A 15,198-nucleotide genomic window follows, 5' to 3' on the forward strand; every position below is an offset into this window, starting at 1 on the left:
CGCCGGGCGGGTCCGCCCGGGGCAGCGCAGCCACCCCGCCGTCGGGCGGGGTCACCCGGAGCAGCGCACCCGTCAGCCCGCCGCCCGCCGGTACCACCGGGGGCAGCGCGTCCCCCGGTCGGGCCGGGCGCGGCCGTAGTCCCTGGTCGGCGCCGCTGGCGGTGGCGCTGGTGCTGCTCGGGGTCTTCGCCACCGGTGCGGGGCTGGGCCGGACCGCCGGCCCGTTCGACTGGACCGACACGGCCGCCGCGCCCACCCGGAGCACGGCCGGGCCGGCGCCGAGCCGCGCGCCGGCCAGCCGCCCGGTGAGCCTGGCGGTGCCCGCGATCAAGGTGACCGCGCCGATCACCCCGGTCGGCCAGGCCAAGGACGGCTCGGTCGCCGTCCCGCCGTTGAGCCAGCACAACCAGACCGGCTGGTACGACCGGGGCGCGGTGCCGGGCGAGCCGGGCCGGGCGATCATCGTCGGGCACGTGGACACCAAGAGCGGCCCGGCGGTCTTCTACCACCTGCGTGAGCTCAAGCCGGGGGACCGGATCGAGGTGACCCGGGCGGACCGGAGCGTGGTGACCTTCAAGGTCGACACGGTGGAGTACTTCGACAAGGCCAACATCCCCGCCGACCGGGTCTACGGCGACGCCGGGCCGCCGGGGCTGCGGCTGATCACCTGCGGCGGCGAGTGGGTCGGCGGCCACACCGGCTACCAGGACAACGTGATCGCCTTCGCCTCGCTGGTCGGCACCCGCAACCCCTGAGCCCGGCTCAGCCCTTGCCGGCGACCTGCTGGACCACCTCGAACTCCAGCAGCGTCGCGCCGGTGGCGACCGGCCTTCGCGGCTCGCCGCCCTCGCCACCGGCGTGCGCGGCGCGGGCCGACCCCTGCGCCCAGGACTGGTAGGCCTCCTCCGACTCCCAGCGGGTGTAGACGAAGTACCGGTTCTCCCCGGCGACCGGGCGGAGCAGCTCGAAGCCGAGGAAACCGGGGGAGTTCTCCACCGCGCCGGCCCGGGCGGCGAACCGCTTCTCCAGCTCCTCGCCGGCACCCGGCGGGACGTCGATCGCGTTGATCTTCACGACTGCCATGGCTCCACCCTACGGCGGATCGCGACGCGGTTCAGAACCCCTCGACCGCCGGCACCAGGTCGGCGTCGACCACGATCGGGGCGTGGTCGGACGGGCCCTTGCCCTTGCGCGCCTCGCGGTCCACGTACGCGGCCCGGACCGCCCGGGCCAGCGGCGCGGAGGCGTACACGAGGTCGATCCGCATGCCCTTGTTCTGGTGGAACATGCCGGCCCGGTAGTCCCAGTAGGTGTACGGGTGCGGCCCCTTCATCGGGGTCGGCACCACGTCGCTGAGCCCGAGGTCGCGCAGCGCCGCGAGGGCCGCCCGCTCGGCCGGGGTGACGTGGGTGGAGGTGGCGAAGAGCGCCGGGTCCCACACGTCGGCGTCGGTCGGCGCGACGTTGAAGTCCCCGCAGACGGCCAGCGGCAGCCCGCCGGCCAGTTCCGGTTCCAGGGCGTCGCGCAGCGCCGCGAACCAGGCCAGCTTGTACGCGTAGTGCGGGTCGTCCGGGGCCCGGCCGTTGGGCACGTACACGGACCAGACCCGGACCCCGTCGCAGGTGGCGGAGATGGCCCGGGCCTCCGGTTCGGGGAAGCCGGGTTCGCCGGGGAACCCGACCGCCACGTCGGCCAGCCCGAGCCGGGACAGCACCGCGACCCCGTTCCACCGCCCGTCGCTGTGGCTGGCCACCTCGTAGCCCAGCTCGCCCACCTCGGCGACGGGGAAGGCCCCGTCCGGGCACTTGGTCTCCTGCAGGCAGACGACGTCGGGCCCGGTGTTCGCGAGCCAGTCGAGCAGCCGGGGCAGGCGGGCCTTCACCGAGTTGACGTTCCAGGTCGCCAGGCGCATGGCTCCAGCCTGCCGCATCCGGCGGCCGTGCGCCGACTCAGCCGCGCCGACGCCGGGTGGCCGTGCCGGCCCGGCGTCAGCGCTCCGGAGTGTGGGGCCCGTGCCGGCCCGGCGTCAGCGTTCCGGGGTGTCGCCCGGGCGGGTCTGCTCGGCGAGGAAGCGTTCCAGTTCCGCCCCGAGCTCGTCGGCGCTGGGTAGCGGGCCGGTCTCGGCGGCCAGCAGGTTCTTCTGGCCGCGTCCGCGGGCGAACGTGTCGTACTGCTCCTCCAGGGCCTGGACCAGGGTGGCGGCCTCGTCGGTCTGGGCGACCTGTCGGTCGATCTCCACCCGGACCACCTCGGCGGCGCTGCGCAGGGCGTCGTGCGGCAGCAGCAGCCCGGTGCCGCGGGAGACCGCGACCAGCAGTGCCTCGGCGGCGGCCGGGTACTCGGTCTGGGCGACGTAGTGCGGGACGTGCGCGGCGAAGCCGAGCGCGTCGCGGCCCTGCTCGCCGAGGCGGTACTCCAGCAGGTGGCCCACGCTGCCCGGGACCTGGACCCGCTGCAACCAGGGCTCGTACCCGGCGATCAGCTCGGGTCGGGTGGCGTGCGCGGTGACGCCGCTGGGGCGGGTGTGCGGCACGGCCATCGGGATCGAGTTGAGCCCGACGGTCAGCCGGACGTCGAGGCGTGCCGACAGCGCGGCGACGGCGGCCACGAAGCGTTCCCACTGCAGGTCCGGCTCGGGGCCGGTGAGCAGCAGGAACGGGGTCTCGTCGTCGTCGTGCAGCAGGTGCAGCTCCAGCGCGGGCGCGTCGTACTCGGCCCAGTGGTCCTCGACGAAGGTCATCACCGGCCGGCGGGAGCGGTAGTCGAAGAGCTGGTCCACGTCGAACCGGGCGATCGGCCGGGACTCCAGGGAGGTGAGCAGCTGCTCCCGGGCCAGCCGGGTGGCGCTGCCGGCGTCGACGAAGCCGGTGAGCGCCTGGATCAGCACCGGTTGGCCCAGTTCGGGCAGATCGTCGGTGAGTTCGTAGAGCTCGTGTGGGTCGAGCACCGGTGGGACCTCCCTGGAAACGTGCCTGCGGTGGGCCGTGCGCGCACGGCTCCCCGTTCGGCCAACGTACCGGCCGGTCTGGTCCATTCCGTTACGGCCCGGCGGGTGGGCCGAAGAATGATCACGATCTGGTGGAGCCCGGGGACGGATCGGACCAATTCCGGTGATCTTGCCGGCTGGATCCACTTCAAGGATGAGCTGGACCTGACCGAAAGGGTGAGTTAGTGAATCATGGTTCCGGGGCCCCGTCGGCCGGGTGGTTCCTGTCCCGGGCGACCGGGCTCGGGGTGGACCGGAGGTTCGCCCGGTTCGCCGGATGTGCCGGGCGGACTGCCGGCGGGTGCGGAGGTGTCGGATTCGGGTGGTACGGATTGTGGCGAGGGCCACTCGATCACCCTGGGTGATCGGCCCTCGCCCTGCCTAGCCTCGTCGAATGCGTGACGACGGCACCCTCGACGACCAGTACGGCCTCGGCGGTTCGGCTGACCGTTCGGACGATACCCAATCCACCGTTCAGCCAACCAGCCCCGCGGAGCCCGCCACCCCTCGACCTTCCCTGCGTACCCGCCTCGGCGGCCTCGCTAACCCGTTCGCCGCCCGGCCCGGCCGGACCCGGCTGGCGGTCGCCACCGGCGCCGTCTGCTGCCTCGGCCTGCTCGGCTTCAGTCAGGTCGGCCTCGGCGCCCTCGGCAGCGGCCCGAGCCCGGCCCCGGCCCCCGCCGCGGAACTCGCCGAGCGGGCGGCCCTCGACGCGGCGTCGCGCGGCCTGGCCCGGCCGAGCACGGCCCCGGCCACCCCGAGCGCCACCCCGTCGGCCACCCCCTCGGCGACGAAGCAGGCGAAGCCGAAGCCGAAGGCGAAGCCCCGGCCGAAGCGGATCGTCCCGGTGGCCGGCCTCGACCAGGCCCAGATGGACAACGCCAAGGCCATCGTGCACGCCGGCCGGGAGATGGGCGTGCCGCGCCGCGGCCTGGTGATCGCCGTCGCCACCGCGATGCAGGAGAGCAATCTCTACAACTACGCCAGCGGCGTGCTGCCCGAGTCGCAGAGCTACCCGCACCAGGCCATCGGCTGGGACCACGACTCGGTCGGGCTGTTCCAGCAGCGCCCGAGCAGCGGCTGGGGGACCGTCGGGGACCTGATGGACCCGGAGTTCGCCACCAAGGCGTTCCTCTCCGCCCTGCAGGAGATCCCCGGCTGGCAGGACCTGCCGCTCACCGTGGCCGCCCAGGCCGTGCAGGTCTCCGCCTTCCCCGACGCGTACGCCCAGCACGAGTGGCGGGCCAGTCAGGTCGTCGCGGCCGTCCTGGCCTGACCGCGGTCCCCGGCGCGGCCACTGTGGACGGTTGTCCGACGGCCGCTCCGGGTACCAGGTCGTTGCCGGTCCCGGGTACACATGATGGGGACCGCGAACAGGAGGCCGAGATGTCACTGATGCAACGGATCAGCACGTTCCTGCGCTCGCCGCGCGGCCAGCAACTGGTCGACCGGGGCCGGCGGGAGCTGGCCAAGCCGGAGAACCAGCAGCGGCTCAAGCAGTTCGCCACCCGGCTGTCCAGCCGGCGGCGCTGACCGTACGCCCGCAGTCCGAGCCCCGGGAGCCTCACGTGACCGACCCCGCCCCCACCGACGGCGGCAGCCCCGTCCCCCCGCCGGCCGCGCCGCAGGACGCCCCCGAGACGCCCCCGGCCACCCTCTGGGACCGGATGCGCGACGACCCGCAGTACGCGCCCGAGCACCTGGCGCTCGAAGCGGTGCGCCGGCTCGGGCCGGAGGCGGCACGGTGGGCCGAGCGGGAGCGGGCGCAGCGGCCCGACGTGCCGGCCGAGGAACTGGCCGACCAGGCGGTCCGCAAGTTCGTCAACCACGCCCGGCTCTCCGGGGCGGTCTCCGGGGTCGCCGGGCTGCCCGGCGCGGTGATCGACGTGGGGGTGCTGGCCTGGACCCAGGCCCGGCTGGTGCTGCACGTGGCCGCCGCGTACGGCGTCGACCCGGTGCAGCCCGAGCGGGCCACCGACCTGCTGGTGCTGCAGAAGGTGCACAAGGTCGCCGAGAGCGCCCGGCTCGCCCTCGGGGTGGCCGCCGGGCGGGAACGCGCCGGGGCGCTCTTCGGGATGGCCGGGGAGCGCCCGCTGGGGCGGGTGATGGTGCAGCTCGGCATCCGGCTCGCTCAGATGGCCGGCGTCCGGGCGGCCAAGCGGATCTTCGCGAAGGTGGTCCCCGGCGCGGCCGTCATCCTCGGCACCTGGGCCAACTCGTCGGCCACCAAGGACCTCGCCGAGCGGGCCCGGGCGCTCTACCGGGGCGGCCCGGGCAACCTGCCCGCGCAGCGTCGCCCCTGACCCGGGCTCAGTCGAGCCAGCGGGCGGCGTCCCAGGTCACCTCGGCGAGCCGGTTCTGCCCGGAGACGTTCGGGTGGAACCAGTCGAGGCTGTTCACCTGGTCCAGGTCGAAGCGGGCCCGGTGGGCCGCGCCGCCGTCCCAGCGGCACCGCGACCCGTACGCCCGGCAGGCCGCCTTCAGCTGGTCGTTGTAGTCGTCGATCCGCTGCCGGAACCGGTCGCGCCGGGCCCGGGCGGCGGCGCTGTCGGAGGTCGCGTCGGCCAGCAGCGCGGGGCAGATGCCGTGCGCCCAGGCGCGTACCGCCCGCTGGTCGGTGTGCCCCACCTGCCAGAGCCGGTAGAGGTCGGGGATGCTGGCCACCAGCACCCGGGCCTTGGGCCGCCCGGTGCGCAGCACCCGCAGCCCGGCGTCGACCTGCTTGCGGAAGGTGGCGGTCGGGGTCATCGCGTCGATGTCGCCGTGGCAGGCGTCGTTCGCCCCGATCAGCACCGTCACCCGGTCCGCCTTGTCCCGCACCGCCGCGCCGGCCTGCGCGGTCAGCCCGACCGCCCGGGCCCCCGGGACCGCCCGGTTGTACGCCCGCAGCCGCGGATTGTCCTCGCGCAGCCGCTGGTAGTGGCTCTGCACCCGGACGCTGTCGCCGGTGGACCAGGAGTTGCGCTCGCAGCTGATGAGCACCAGGCAGGAGCCGAAGCCGGTGGTGACCGAGTCGCCGAGCGCGACCAGCACCGCCGGTGCGCCGGGCCGGGCGGTGCCCGTACCCGAGGGTCGGGGTGTCGCGGAGCCGGCGCCGTCGCAGGCGAGCGCGACCAGCGCCGCCAGACAGGCGAGGCCGGTCACCCAACGTCGAGACATCCCGTCCCCCGTCCGACGGCGTGCGGCAGCGCATCGACCCTATGCACGTCGGTCGATCGGTGGGGGCTCCTGTCAGCTTTCCGGCATCGACAACCGTCGTTCACATTCCGGTGCTAGGAGGCACGCCGCCAGGGGGCCGGCTGGCCGTGCAGCCACCAGTGCAGCTGCCGAGTGATCCAGGGCAGCACCAGGTACGTCATCAGCGGCGTCAGGCAGAGCGTCATCAGCAGGGTGCGCAGCGCCAGCGGCACGCCCGCGATGAAATGGGCGGTGAGCAGCGTCGCGGTGAGGCTCAGCGGGAAGAACGCCAACCAGATCGTCACCGCCTGCTTCCAGCGCGGCGGGGCGGCCGGCGCCGCCGGCTCGGCATCGCCGGTGGCGAAGGTCTCCACCACGTGGTCGACCGGCGGGTCGAACCAGCCCTCGATCCCGGTCCGCCGCTCCATCCGGGTGTGCTCGACGATGCCCTGCGCGGAGGTCAGCCACCAGTGCCGCTGCGGTGACTCCTCCCAGTCGCGCAACGTCGCCGCGTCGGCGAACCGGTAGAGCATGTGCCACTCGGGCGATCCGGGGGCGCTCTGCACGAAACCGGCACCGAGGAATCCCGGGAACGATTCGGCCAGCGCCGTGCCGGCCCGCATCCACGCCACCATCTCGCCGGTCCGCGCCGGGTCGGCGCGCCGCGCGATGGCGACGGTGACGGGTACCGCCTGGGTCGTGGTCATCCCTGAATCCTCTCCGCCGCCGGAGCCGGCCTCCGGTCGCGACAGACCGGTGTAACGCACCGACCCGGCACGGCCATCCGCCGAGGGCCCGGTCCGTGTCCGGGATCACCGGGCCGGCGGGCGCGACCGGTTAGCCCCGTCCGTGCGGGGGTAGCCCGGAGGAATGACCCGATCACAGCCGCGCCGGCGGGTCAACGCCGCCTCCAGCGCGCTGAACCTGCGGCTCGTCCTCGCCCTCTTCGGCCTGGTCTCGATGACCGTCTTCGCGGTGGTCGCCTTCGCCGCCGACGTGCCGTGGCTGGGCGTCGGGTGCGCGGTCCTCGCCGTCGTGGCCGTGGTCGACCTGATCGTCATCCAGCGCCGCCGCGCCGCCCGCCGCCGGGAGGAGCCGGGCGTGCGGCACTCACTGTTCGAGTGACAGGAGCCCGACATGCCCATCGCCACCACCGATCCCGCCACCGGACAGGTGCTCAAGACGTACGACCCGATGTCGGACGAGCAGGTCGACGCCGCGATCGAGCGCGCCGACCTCGCCTTCCGCCAGCTGCACGGCACCACGATCGCCCAGCGCGGGCAGTGGCTGACCGCCGCCGCCGACCTGCTCGAGGCCGAGCGGGACGCCACCGCCCGGCTGATGACCACCGAGATGGGCAAGACGTACGCGGCCGCGAAGGCCGAGGTGACCAAGTGCGCCACCGCCTGCCGCTTCTACGCCGCCCACGCCGAGCGGATGCTCGCCGACGAACCCGCCGACGCGAAGGCGGTCAAGGCGCAGCGCGCCTTCGTCCGCTACCAGCCGCTCGGCCCGGTGCTCGCGGTGATGCCCTGGAACTTCCCGCTCTGGCAGGTCATGCGCTTCGCCGCGCCGGCCCTGATGGCCGGCAACACCGGCCTGCTCAAGCACGCCTCCAACGTGCCGCAGACCGCCCTGTACCTGGAGGACCTGTTCCGCCGGGCCGGTTTCCCGGAGGGCGCGTTCAGCACCCTGCTGGTCGGCTCCGACGCGGTCGAGCGGATCCTCGCCGACCCCCGGGTCCGCGCCGCCACCCTCACCGGCAGCGAGGGCGCCGGCCGCTCGATCGCCGCGATCGCCGGCCGGGAGCTGAAGAAGACCGTGCTGGAACTCGGCGGCAGCGACCCGTTCGTGGTGATGCCCTCGGCCGACCTGGACAAGGCGGCCGAGGTGGCCACCACCGCCCGCTGCCAGAACAACGGCCAGTCCTGCATCGCCGCCAAGCGGTTCATCGTGCACGCCGACGTCTTCGACGCCTTCGCCGAGAAGTTCGCCGCCCGGATGTCCGCGCTGCGCGTCGGCGACCCGATGGACGAGAACACCGACGTCGGCCCGCTGGCCTCGGAGAGCGGCCGGGACGAGCTCCACGCCCAGGTGCGGGACGCCGTCGACAACGGCGCCAGCGTGCTGTGCGGCGGCGAGAAGCCCACCGGCGACGGCTGGTTCTACCCGCCGACCGTGGTCACCGACCTGCGCCCGGGCATGCGGATGTGGGCCGAGGAGGTCTTCGGGCCGGTCGCCGGCCTCTACCGGGCCGCCTCGTACGAGGAGGCCATCGAGATCGCCAACGGCACCGCCTTCGGGCTCGGCTCGAACGCCTGGACCACCGACCCGGCCGAGCAGGAGCGCTTCGCCACCGACCTGGACGCCGGCAACGTCTTCATCAACGGCATGACCACGTCCTATCCGGAGTTGCCGTTCGGCGGCGTGAAGAACTCCGGCTACGGCCGGGAGCTCTCCGCCGTCGGCATGCGCGAGTTCTGCAACACCAAGACCGTCTGGATCGGCGCGGGCGAGGCCGGCCCCGGCGCGGGCGCGCACTCCGAGTAGTCGCGATTGGCCGGACACCGGCATGGGTAGGAGGAGCGCCCATGACGGTGTTCGGCTTCCACGCGTCCCATGAGCAGATCCACCCGGCCCGGCTGCTGGAGGCGGTGATCCACGCCGAGAGCGCCGGCTTCGACGCGGCCATGTCGTCGGACCACTTCTCGCCCTGGAGCGCCCGGCAGGGCCAGAGCGGCTTCGCCTGGTCCTGGCTGGGCGCCGCGCTCCAGGCCACCGACCTGCCGTTCGGCGTGGTCAACGCGCCCGGCCAGCGGTACCACCCGGCGATCATCGCGCAGGCCATCGGCACCCTCGCCGCCATGTACCCGGGTCGGTTCTGGGCCGCCCTGGGCACCGGCGAGGCGAGCAACGAGCACATCACCGGCGAGGTGTGGCCGCGCAAGGACATCCGCACCGCCCGGCTGCGCGAGTGCGTCGACGTGATCCGGGCGCTGCTGGCCGGCGAGGAGGTCAGCCACGACGGCCTGGTCACCGTCGACCGGGCGAAGCTCTGGACCCGGCCCGAGCAGCCGCCCGCGCTGATCGGCGCGGCGGTCAGCGAGGCCACCGCCCGCTGGTGCGCCGAGTGGGCCGACGGCCTGATCACCGTCAACGCCCCCACCGAGCACCTGCGTCGCATGATCGACGCCTACCGGGACGCCGGCGGGCGCGGGCCGCTGCACCTGCAGGTGCACGTCAGCTGGGCGCCCGCGCAGGCCGAGGCCGAGGCGATCGCGTACGAGCAGTGGCGCAGCAACGTCTTCGCCCCGCCGGTCTGCTGGGACCTGGAGATGACCGACCACTTCGACACCGTCAGCGAGGACGTGCCGATGTCGAAGGTCACCGACACCGTCAACGTCTCCGCCGACCTGGGCCGGCACGTCGGCTGGCTGGAGGAGTACGTCGGGCTCGGCTTCGACCAGATCGCCCTGCACCACGTCGGGCAGGAGCAGCGGGCCTTCATCGACACGTTCGGCGAGCAGGTGCTGCCGAAACTGCGGACCACCGGCTGATCAACAGCCGCCGCCGCGCCGCCTAGGCTCGTACCCCATGGAAGCTCTGTTCGAGGTCGTCGTCTTCCTGGCGATCGCGACCTTCGGCGCGGCGCTGGCCCGCCGCTTCGGGTTGCTCGCGCCGATCCTGCTGGTCGTGGTCGGCCTCGGGCTGTCGTTCGTGCCCGGGCTGCCGCAGGTCCGGCTGGACCCGGAACTGGTGCTGGTGGGCATCCTGCCGCCGCTGCTCTGGGTGGCGGCGCTGGAGACCTCGGTGCCGGCGTTCCGGCTCAACCTGCGCCCCATCCTGCTGCTCGCCGTCGGCCTGGTGATCTTCACCGCGTTCGCGGTCGGCACCGTGCTGCACCTGTTCCTGCCCGACCTGCCGTACGCCATCTGCCTGGCCCTCGGCGCGGTGGTGGCGCCGCCCGACGCGGTCGCCGCCACCGCGGTGGCCCGCAAGGTCGGCCTGCCCCGGCGCATCGTCACCATCCTGGAGGGCGAGAGCCTGGTCAACGACGCCACCGCGCTGGTGCTGCTGCGGGTGGCGGTCGCCGCCGCCACCGCCAGCGCCGGCAGCGTCGGGGTGGCCGACGTGGCCCGCGAGGTGGTCGTCGCCACCGGCGGCGGCATCCTGGTCGGCGTCCTCGGCGTGGTGGTCTTCTCCTGGCTGCACAAGCGGACCACCGATCCGGTGCTGGACAACGCGCTCTCGCTGATCGTGCCGTTCACGGTGGTCTTCGCCGCCGAGGAGATCCACGCCTCCGGGGTGGTCGCCGTGGTGGTCACCGGGCTCGGCATCGGGCACCGGCTGCCGCTGCTGCTCTCGGCCGCCTCCCGGTTGCAGACCACCGCGTTCTGGCGGCTCGCCCGGTTCCTGCTGGAAGGGCTGGTCTTCCTGCTGGTCGGCCTGCAACTGCGCGAGGTGGTGCGCAACCTCGACGAACCGTTCGGCTTCCTCGCCGGGATCACCGCCGCCACCCTGGGCACGGTCTTCCTGGCCCGGTTCGTCTGGGTCTTCCCGGCCACCTACCTGGCCCGGCTGGTGCCCCGGATCCGCCGCCGCGACCCCGCCCCGCCGGTGCAGGTGCCGATCGTGATCGGCTGGGCCGGCATGCGCGGGGTGGTGACCCTGGCCGCCGCGCTGGCCCTGCCGCTCACCCTCGCCGGCGACCGGCCCTACCCCCGGGACCTGTTCATCTGGCTGGCCTTCGCGGTGATCGTGGTGACCCTGGTGGCGCAGGGCGCCACCCTGCCGGCGGTCGCCCGCCGGCTCAGGCTGCCCCCGGACGACCCGGTGCAGGACGCGCTCTCCGCCGCCGCCGTGCAGCAGCAGGCCGGCCGGGCCGCCCGGGAACGCCTCGACGAACTGGCCGAGGGCGCGCCCGCCGCGGTCGTCGAGCGGCTGCGCGGGCTGGTGCAGAGCCGCACCAACGTGGCCTGGGAACGGCTCGGCGGCACCGAGCGGGAGACCCCGTCGCAGGCGTACGGTCGGCTGCGGCAGGAGATGATCGACGCCGAGCGGGAGGTCTTCCGGGCCGCCCGCGACTCCGGGAAGATCCCGGAGGAGGTGCTGGTGCGCGCCTACCGCGACCTGGACCTGGAGGAGTCGTTGCTGCGCCAGGAGGAGGAGACCGACTGATGAGCTGTGAGCACCTGACCGAGGCCGGCGACGCCGAGCCGGGCACCACCACCGAGTGCCCGGACTGCGTCGCCGTCGGCAACGACGACTGGGTGCACCTGCGCTCCTGCCTCAGCTGCGGGCACGTCGGCTGCTGCGACTCCTCGCCCTACCAGCACGCCACCAAGCACTTCGAGAGCAGCGGCCACCCGGTGATGCGCTCGATCCAGCCGGGGGAGTCCTGGCGCTGGTGCTTCGTGGACGAGGAGATCGGCTGAGCTGGCCGGTGCCGCCGGGCGGCACCGCGCTCAGTCCAGCCGGCGCTGGAGCACCTGACCCGGCCACGGCGGCCGGCCCGGTCGCCGGACCGTGAACGGGTCGGTCGCGGTGAACCCGCAGCTCTCGTAGAAGCCGACCAGCGCCCGGTCGTCACCGGCGTAGCAGTCCACCCGCAGCAGCCCCACGCCCCGCCTCCGGGCCAGCTCCGCCGCGTACGCCAGCAGCCGCGCCCCGATCCCGTGCCCCGGGTACGACCGGTCGGCGATCAGCAGGTTCACGTACAGCTCCGGCTCGGTCGGCGGCGGCACGTACTCCGTCGCCTCGCCCACCACCAGCGCGCCCACCACGGTGTCGCCGAGCTGCGCCAGGTGCAGCCCGCCCCCGGTGGTGTACGCCCGCACCTGCGCGATCCGGGCCGGATCGGTCGACGCGGGCTCGCTGCCCCACTGGCCGGTCCGGCCGCGTGCGGTCAGCCAGGCGATGGCGACGTCGAAGAGGCGCAGCACGGCCTCGGCGTCGTCGGGCCCGCCGGGACGGATGGTGAGACGGTCGGTCATGCGGCTGCCCCCTCCTCCACCGGTTGATCATCCGGTGCCGGCGCCCGGTTCGCCAGCGCCCACCGGGTCAACGCCGGGGCGGCCAGCCCGACCCCGGCGAAGAGCGCGCCCAGCGCCAGCCAGCCGGGCACCCCGCCGTCGAGCAGCAGCAGGGTCAGCAGCGCCGGACCGACCGCCCGGGCCAGGCCGGCGAGCAGGCCGTCCGCCCCCTGGTACGCGCCGATCGCCGCCGGCGGGGCCAGATCGTAGGCCAGCCCCGCCCCGGCCGAGCCGTGCCACAGGTCGCCGACCGTGTAGACCGCCGTGGCGACCAGCAGCAGCGCCACCGCCGGCCCGGTTGGCAGGCCGGCCGTGAGCGCGTAGAGCGGCATCGCCGCAGCGAGGACCAGACCGGCCCGGCGCAGCTTGCGGGCGGCCGGGGCGGCCCGGTCCGCGCCCCGGCTCAGCCGTACCGCCAGCAGCACGGTGAGCACCGTGTTGGTCAGCAGCACCGCCGCGACCACCGGCGGCGGCGCGCCGACCCGGTCCACCGCCCAGAGCGGCACCACCAGGGTGAGCACGGTCAGGTGCAGGGTCAGCACCGCCGAGGCGCCGCTCACCGCCAGGAACCGGCCGTCCCGCAGCGCCCGCGCCCGCCGCGGCCGGGCCGCCGCCGGCTCGCGCGGTGCCTCCGGGTCCGTCGGTACCGCCGGCGCGCGCGGCGCCGGCGGGCAGGCCGGCAGCCGCAGCAGCAGCGCCGCCGAGAGCAGATAGCTGGTCACGTTCCCGACCACCAGCAACTGGTACGCCAGGTGGGTGTCCGCCGCCAGCGCGAACCCGGCCAGCGCCGCCCCGAGCGCGATGCCCAGGTTCGCCACCGCCCGCAGCGTGGCGAAGGCGTGCACCCGGCCCCGCGGGCCACCCACCGCGGCGACCAGCGCGGCGCGTACCGCCAGGTTGCCGGAGGTGAGCAGCGCGTCGGCCACCGCCACCGCCAGGAAGACCGGGAACGAGCCGACCAGCAGGTACGCCGCCGCCACGACCGCCTGGCAGACCTGGAGCAGGGCCCGCAGCCTACGCGGGTCACGCCGGTCGGCCAGCCCGCCGAGCGGCACACTCGCGGTGAGCCCGACCATCCCGGCCGCGGTCAGGCCGACGCCGACCGAGGCGGGGGAGAGGCCCACGTCCCGGGTGAGATAGAGCGCCGCGCCGGCCGTCCAGAGCCCCATGCCGACGGTGTTGGCCAGGGTGGCCAGGGAGAGGGTGCGCAGCGGGCCGGGCGGTGGGAACGGCGACGCGCGGAACGGCCCGCGTCGAGCCGGTGCCATCCCGTCGCTGGTCATGCCGCCGACCCTAGGCAGGTCGACGCGTCGCGGCGGTCCCGTTCGGGGCGACCCCCGTCACAGTGGACGGGCCCGCACCTGCTCGGCGAAACGGAGCAGCTCCGCACGTAGCTGCGCGTCAGCGTGCCCGCGTAGGTCGTACTCCAGCCGGTCGAGCAGCGGCAGCAGCCGGTCGACGGCGGCCCGGTCCGGCTCCTGGGCAAGGCTGCCGAGCAGCTGGTGGGCGGCGTCCTCCACGCTCAGGGCACCCGCCGCCAGGCGGTCACAGACGTCCGCGGTGACCAGCCGCGCGGCGGTGGGCCGGTCCATCTCGGGCACGGCCAGCTCGGTCAGCACGGCGTCCAGCAGGCGGTCGGCGTGGGGCTGGATCAGCGTGCGCGTCGACTCGATGGCCAGCGCCACGACCGCGTCACCGTCCACCCCGGCGGCCAGCAGGTCACAGGCGAGCAGCACCGCGTAGGCCGGCTCGACCTGCTCCACCACCAGGTACGCCCGGGCCAGCCGCAACCGGCGCGCCAACTCGTCCGGGACCGTCACGCCGTCCCGGCCCGCTCCCACGGCATCGGTACGCGTACCGCAGCCATGCCCGCCGCCGTCGCGGCCTGCACGCCCAGGTCGGTGTCCTCGAAGACCAGGCACCGCTCGGGCGGCACGCCGAGCCGCCGGGCGCCCAGCAGGAAGCACTCCGGGTCGGGCTTGGCCCGCGCGTAGTCCCCGGCGCAGACCAGCGTCTCGAACTTCTCCAGCAGCCCTAGCGCGGCCAGCGAGGCGGTGACCGACTCGCGGGTGCTGCCCGAGACGACCGCGAACGGCACCCGCCCGTACGCGTCCTCGAGGTGTGCCAGCACCTCCGGCACGGCGGTCAGCTCGGGCAGGAAGCTCTGGTACGCCTCCTCCCGGCGGCGGGCCACCGCGTCGACCGGCATGTCCAGCCCGTGCCGCTCGTTGAGGTCCACGATGATGTCGGCGACCGGCCGGCCGCCCCAGGCGTAGAAGAGGTCCTCGGGCAACTCGCAGCCCCACTCGTCCAGCGCCGCGCACCAGGCACGATGGTGCACCGGCATCGAGTCGACGATCGTGCCGTCACAGTCGAAGAGGTACGCGCCGAAGTCGCCCGGCGGCAGAATCAGGACCACCGGTGCAGGGTACGGTCCGGCTCCGGAAATCCGCTGGCCCGCCCGGGACCGGCTCTGCCAGGGTCACCTCCGTGCAGACCATCAGGACCGCGCGGGCCGACGAGTTGACCGAGGTGCAGCGGATCGAGGTGGCCTCCGGGGCGCCGTTCCGGGAGATCGGCATGACCTGGGTCGCCGACATGCCGCCGCTGCCGCTGGACGTGCTGGCCGCCGCCCGGCGCGCCGGCCGGGTCCTGGTGACCGTCGACCCGGACGACCGGCCGATCGCCTTCGTCGTGGTCGACCTCGTCGACGGGTGCGCGCACGTGCAACAGCTCAGCGTCGACCCGGCGTACGCCCGGCAGGGGATCGGGCGGCGGCTGCTCGACGCGGTCGCGGAGCGGGCGGCGGGGGAGGGGCTACCGGCGTTGACGCTGACCACGTTCCGGTCGGTGCCGTGGAACGGGCCGTACTACGCGCGGTGCGGGTTCCGGGAGTTGGTCGGGGCGGAGGTGACGCCGGGGCTGGTGGAGCTGCTGGCGGCCGAGGCGGCGCTGGGACTGGACCCGGCCGACCGGGTCGCCATGCGGCGTGCCGTGGGTTGA

18 protein-coding genes and 1 pseudogene are annotated in these 15,198 nt (G+C 74.5%); 10 read left to right on the top strand and 9 right to left on the bottom strand.

The features are described 5' to 3' along the window. Positions 1-122: 122 nt before the first annotated feature. Positions 123-755, top strand: a pseudogene (locus tag GA0070611_RS01690) (class F sortase); the annotation flags it as partial. Between the two features lie 7 nt (positions 756-762). On the opposite strand, the gene GA0070611_RS01695 reads toward GA0070611_RS01690, so the two are convergent. The 3 genes from GA0070611_RS01695 to GA0070611_RS01705 form a co-directional block, all read right to left on the bottom strand. Continuing rightward, positions 763-1,083 (bottom strand): antibiotic biosynthesis monooxygenase family protein, encoded by a 321-nt coding sequence (locus GA0070611_RS01695; RefSeq protein ID WP_091656151.1) that lies wholly within the window; start codon positions 1,081-1,083, stop codon positions 763-765. Positions 1,084-1,114: 31 nt separating this feature from the next. Next, the gene (locus GA0070611_RS01700; RefSeq protein ID WP_091656154.1) at positions 1,115-1,912 is read right to left on the bottom strand and encodes an exodeoxyribonuclease III; all 798 of its coding nucleotides are present in this window, start codon (positions 1,910-1,912) and stop codon (positions 1,115-1,117) included. Positions 1,913-2,026: 114 nt separating this feature from the next. Then, the gene (locus GA0070611_RS01705) at positions 2,027-2,947 is read right to left on the bottom strand and encodes a proteasome assembly chaperone family protein (RefSeq protein WP_091656157.1); all 921 of its coding nucleotides are present in this window, start codon (positions 2,945-2,947) and stop codon (positions 2,027-2,029) included. 433 nt (positions 2,948-3,380) lie between these two features. Between GA0070611_RS01705 and GA0070611_RS01710 the strand changes: the two genes are divergently transcribed. The 3 genes from GA0070611_RS01710 to GA0070611_RS01715 all read left to right on the top strand — a co-directional run bounded on the left by GA0070611_RS01710 (position 3,381) and on the right by GA0070611_RS01715 (position 5,289). After that, positions 3,381-4,262: a peptidase M23 gene (locus GA0070611_RS01710; RefSeq protein ID WP_091656159.1), complete on the top strand. Its 882-nt coding sequence runs from the start codon at positions 3,381-3,383 to the stop codon at positions 4,260-4,262. A gap of 110 nt (positions 4,263-4,372) precedes the next feature. Next, positions 4,373-4,519 (top strand): hypothetical protein, encoded by a 147-nt coding sequence (locus tag GA0070611_RS31260; protein ID WP_167604394.1) that lies wholly within the window; start codon positions 4,373-4,375, stop codon positions 4,517-4,519. Positions 4,520-4,554: 35 nt separating this feature from the next. Beyond that, positions 4,555-5,289 (top strand): EcsC family protein, encoded by a 735-nt coding sequence (locus tag GA0070611_RS01715; RefSeq protein WP_091656162.1) that lies wholly within the window; start codon positions 4,555-4,557, stop codon positions 5,287-5,289. A gap of 7 nt (positions 5,290-5,296) precedes the next feature. On the opposite strand, the gene GA0070611_RS01720 is transcribed toward GA0070611_RS01715, so the two are convergent. Together GA0070611_RS01720 and GA0070611_RS01725 are read right to left on the bottom strand one after the other, a co-directional pair. Continuing rightward, positions 5,297-6,145 (bottom strand): GDSL-type esterase/lipase family protein, encoded by an 849-nt coding sequence (locus GA0070611_RS01720; RefSeq protein ID WP_091656165.1) that lies wholly within the window; start codon positions 6,143-6,145, stop codon positions 5,297-5,299. 113 nt (positions 6,146-6,258) lie between these two features. Further along, positions 6,259-6,870, bottom strand: coding sequence for an antibiotic biosynthesis monooxygenase (locus GA0070611_RS01725; RefSeq protein ID WP_091656167.1), 612 nt, complete (start codon positions 6,868-6,870; stop codon positions 6,259-6,261). Positions 6,871-7,033: 163 nt separating this feature from the next. On the opposite strand from GA0070611_RS01725, the gene GA0070611_RS01730 reads away from it, so the two are divergent. Genes GA0070611_RS01730 through GA0070611_RS01750 form a run of 5 tightly spaced genes read left to right on the top strand, consistent with a single transcriptional unit; the run spans position 7,034 to position 11,598 of the window. Continuing rightward, on the top strand, positions 7,034-7,288 hold the full coding sequence (locus GA0070611_RS01730) for a DUF6343 family protein (protein WP_091656169.1): 255 nt from the start codon (positions 7,034-7,036) through the stop codon (positions 7,286-7,288). Between the two features lie 12 nt (positions 7,289-7,300). Then, complete coding sequence (locus GA0070611_RS01735) at positions 7,301-8,713, top strand: NADP-dependent succinic semialdehyde dehydrogenase (protein WP_091656171.1); 1,413 nt, start codon at positions 7,301-7,303, stop codon at positions 8,711-8,713. A 41-nt stretch (positions 8,714-8,754) separates the two neighbouring features. Then, complete coding sequence (locus tag GA0070611_RS01740) at positions 8,755-9,720, top strand: TIGR03885 family FMN-dependent LLM class oxidoreductase (protein WP_091656173.1); 966 nt, start codon at positions 8,755-8,757, stop codon at positions 9,718-9,720. Between the two features lie 37 nt (positions 9,721-9,757). Beyond that, a complete protein-coding gene (locus tag GA0070611_RS01745; protein WP_091656175.1) occupies positions 9,758-11,341 on the top strand; it encodes a Na+/H+ antiporter in 1,584 nt (527 codons plus the stop codon). Beyond that, the gene (locus GA0070611_RS01750; RefSeq protein WP_091656176.1) at positions 11,341-11,598 is read left to right on the top strand and encodes a UBP-type zinc finger domain-containing protein; all 258 of its coding nucleotides are present in this window, start codon (positions 11,341-11,343) and stop codon (positions 11,596-11,598) included. Before GA0070611_RS01745 ends, GA0070611_RS01750 begins: the two co-directional genes overlap by 1 nt. A gap of 30 nt (positions 11,599-11,628) precedes the next feature. Here the strand turns inward: GA0070611_RS01750 and GA0070611_RS01755 are convergent, their stop codons facing one another. From GA0070611_RS01755 to GA0070611_RS01770, 4 genes are read right to left on the bottom strand one after another with little or no spacing between them, the layout of a single operon-like run. Continuing rightward, positions 11,629-12,156 carry a GNAT family N-acetyltransferase gene (locus GA0070611_RS01755; protein WP_091656178.1) on the bottom strand — a complete coding sequence of 176 codons (528 nt, stop codon included), beginning with the start codon at positions 12,154-12,156 and terminating at the stop codon, positions 11,629-11,631. Beyond that, on the bottom strand, positions 12,153-13,478 hold the full coding sequence (locus tag GA0070611_RS01760; protein WP_231921297.1) for an MFS transporter: 1,326 nt from the start codon (positions 13,476-13,478) through the stop codon (positions 12,153-12,155). The genes GA0070611_RS01755 and GA0070611_RS01760 overlap by 4 nt, the downstream gene beginning before the upstream one ends. 57 nt (positions 13,479-13,535) lie before the next feature. Then, entirely contained in the window at positions 13,536-14,015 is a 480-nt protein-coding gene (locus GA0070611_RS01765; RefSeq protein WP_157740160.1) for a hypothetical protein, read from the bottom strand. Continuing rightward, complete coding sequence (locus tag GA0070611_RS01770) at positions 14,012-14,614, bottom strand: HAD family hydrolase (protein WP_091656182.1); 603 nt, start codon at positions 14,612-14,614, stop codon at positions 14,012-14,014. The genes GA0070611_RS01765 and GA0070611_RS01770 overlap by 4 nt, the downstream gene beginning before the upstream one ends. A gap of 71 nt (positions 14,615-14,685) precedes the next feature. On the opposite strand from GA0070611_RS01770, the gene GA0070611_RS01775 reads away from it, so the two are divergent. Further along, positions 14,686-15,198, top strand: a complete 513-nt coding sequence (locus tag GA0070611_RS01775; RefSeq protein WP_231921298.1) for a GNAT family N-acetyltransferase — start codon at positions 14,686-14,688, stop codon at positions 15,196-15,198.

This window comes from Micromonospora auratinigra, from assembly GCF_900089595.1.
GTDB lineage: Bacteria > Actinomycetota > Actinomycetes > Mycobacteriales > Micromonosporaceae > Micromonospora > Micromonospora auratinigra.

What these genes read in the sequence shown, in the direction of transcription:
- GA0070611_RS01735 (WP_091656171.1), top strand. Translation starts at nt 7,301, where the DNA reads ATGCCCATCGCCACCACCGATCCCGCCACCGGACAGGTGCTCAAGACG.
- GA0070611_RS01750 (WP_091656176.1), top strand. Translation starts at nt 11,341, where the DNA reads ATGAGCTGTGAGCACCTGACCGAGGCCGGCGACGCCGAGCCGGGCACC.
- GA0070611_RS01720 (WP_091656165.1), bottom strand. Translation starts at nt 6,145, where the DNA reads ATGTCTCGACGTTGGGTGACCGGCCTCGCCTGTCTGGCGGCGCTGGTC.
- GA0070611_RS01745 (WP_091656175.1), top strand. Translation starts at nt 9,758, where the DNA reads ATGGAAGCTCTGTTCGAGGTCGTCGTCTTCCTGGCGATCGCGACCTTC.
- GA0070611_RS01760 (WP_231921297.1), bottom strand. Translation starts at nt 13,478, where the DNA reads ATGACCAGCGACGGGATGGCACCGGCTCGACGCGGGCCGTTCCGCGCG.
- GA0070611_RS01740 (WP_091656173.1), top strand. Translation starts at nt 8,755, where the DNA reads ATGACGGTGTTCGGCTTCCACGCGTCCCATGAGCAGATCCACCCGGCC.
- GA0070611_RS01730 (WP_091656169.1), top strand. Translation starts at nt 7,034, where the DNA reads ATGACCCGATCACAGCCGCGCCGGCGGGTCAACGCCGCCTCCAGCGCG.
- GA0070611_RS31260 (WP_167604394.1), top strand. Translation starts at nt 4,373, where the DNA reads ATGTCACTGATGCAACGGATCAGCACGTTCCTGCGCTCGCCGCGCGGC.
- GA0070611_RS01725 (WP_091656167.1), bottom strand. Translation starts at nt 6,870, where the DNA reads ATGACCACGACCCAGGCGGTACCCGTCACCGTCGCCATCGCGCGGCGC.
- GA0070611_RS01695 (WP_091656151.1), bottom strand. Translation starts at nt 1,083, where the DNA reads ATGGCAGTCGTGAAGATCAACGCGATCGACGTCCCGCCGGGTGCCGGC.
- GA0070611_RS01710 (WP_091656159.1), top strand. Translation starts at nt 3,381, where the DNA reads ATGCGTGACGACGGCACCCTCGACGACCAGTACGGCCTCGGCGGTTCG.
- GA0070611_RS01755 (WP_091656178.1), bottom strand. Translation starts at nt 12,156, where the DNA reads ATGACCGACCGTCTCACCATCCGTCCCGGCGGGCCCGACGACGCCGAG.
- GA0070611_RS01700 (WP_091656154.1), bottom strand. Translation starts at nt 1,912, where the DNA reads ATGCGCCTGGCGACCTGGAACGTCAACTCGGTGAAGGCCCGCCTGCCC.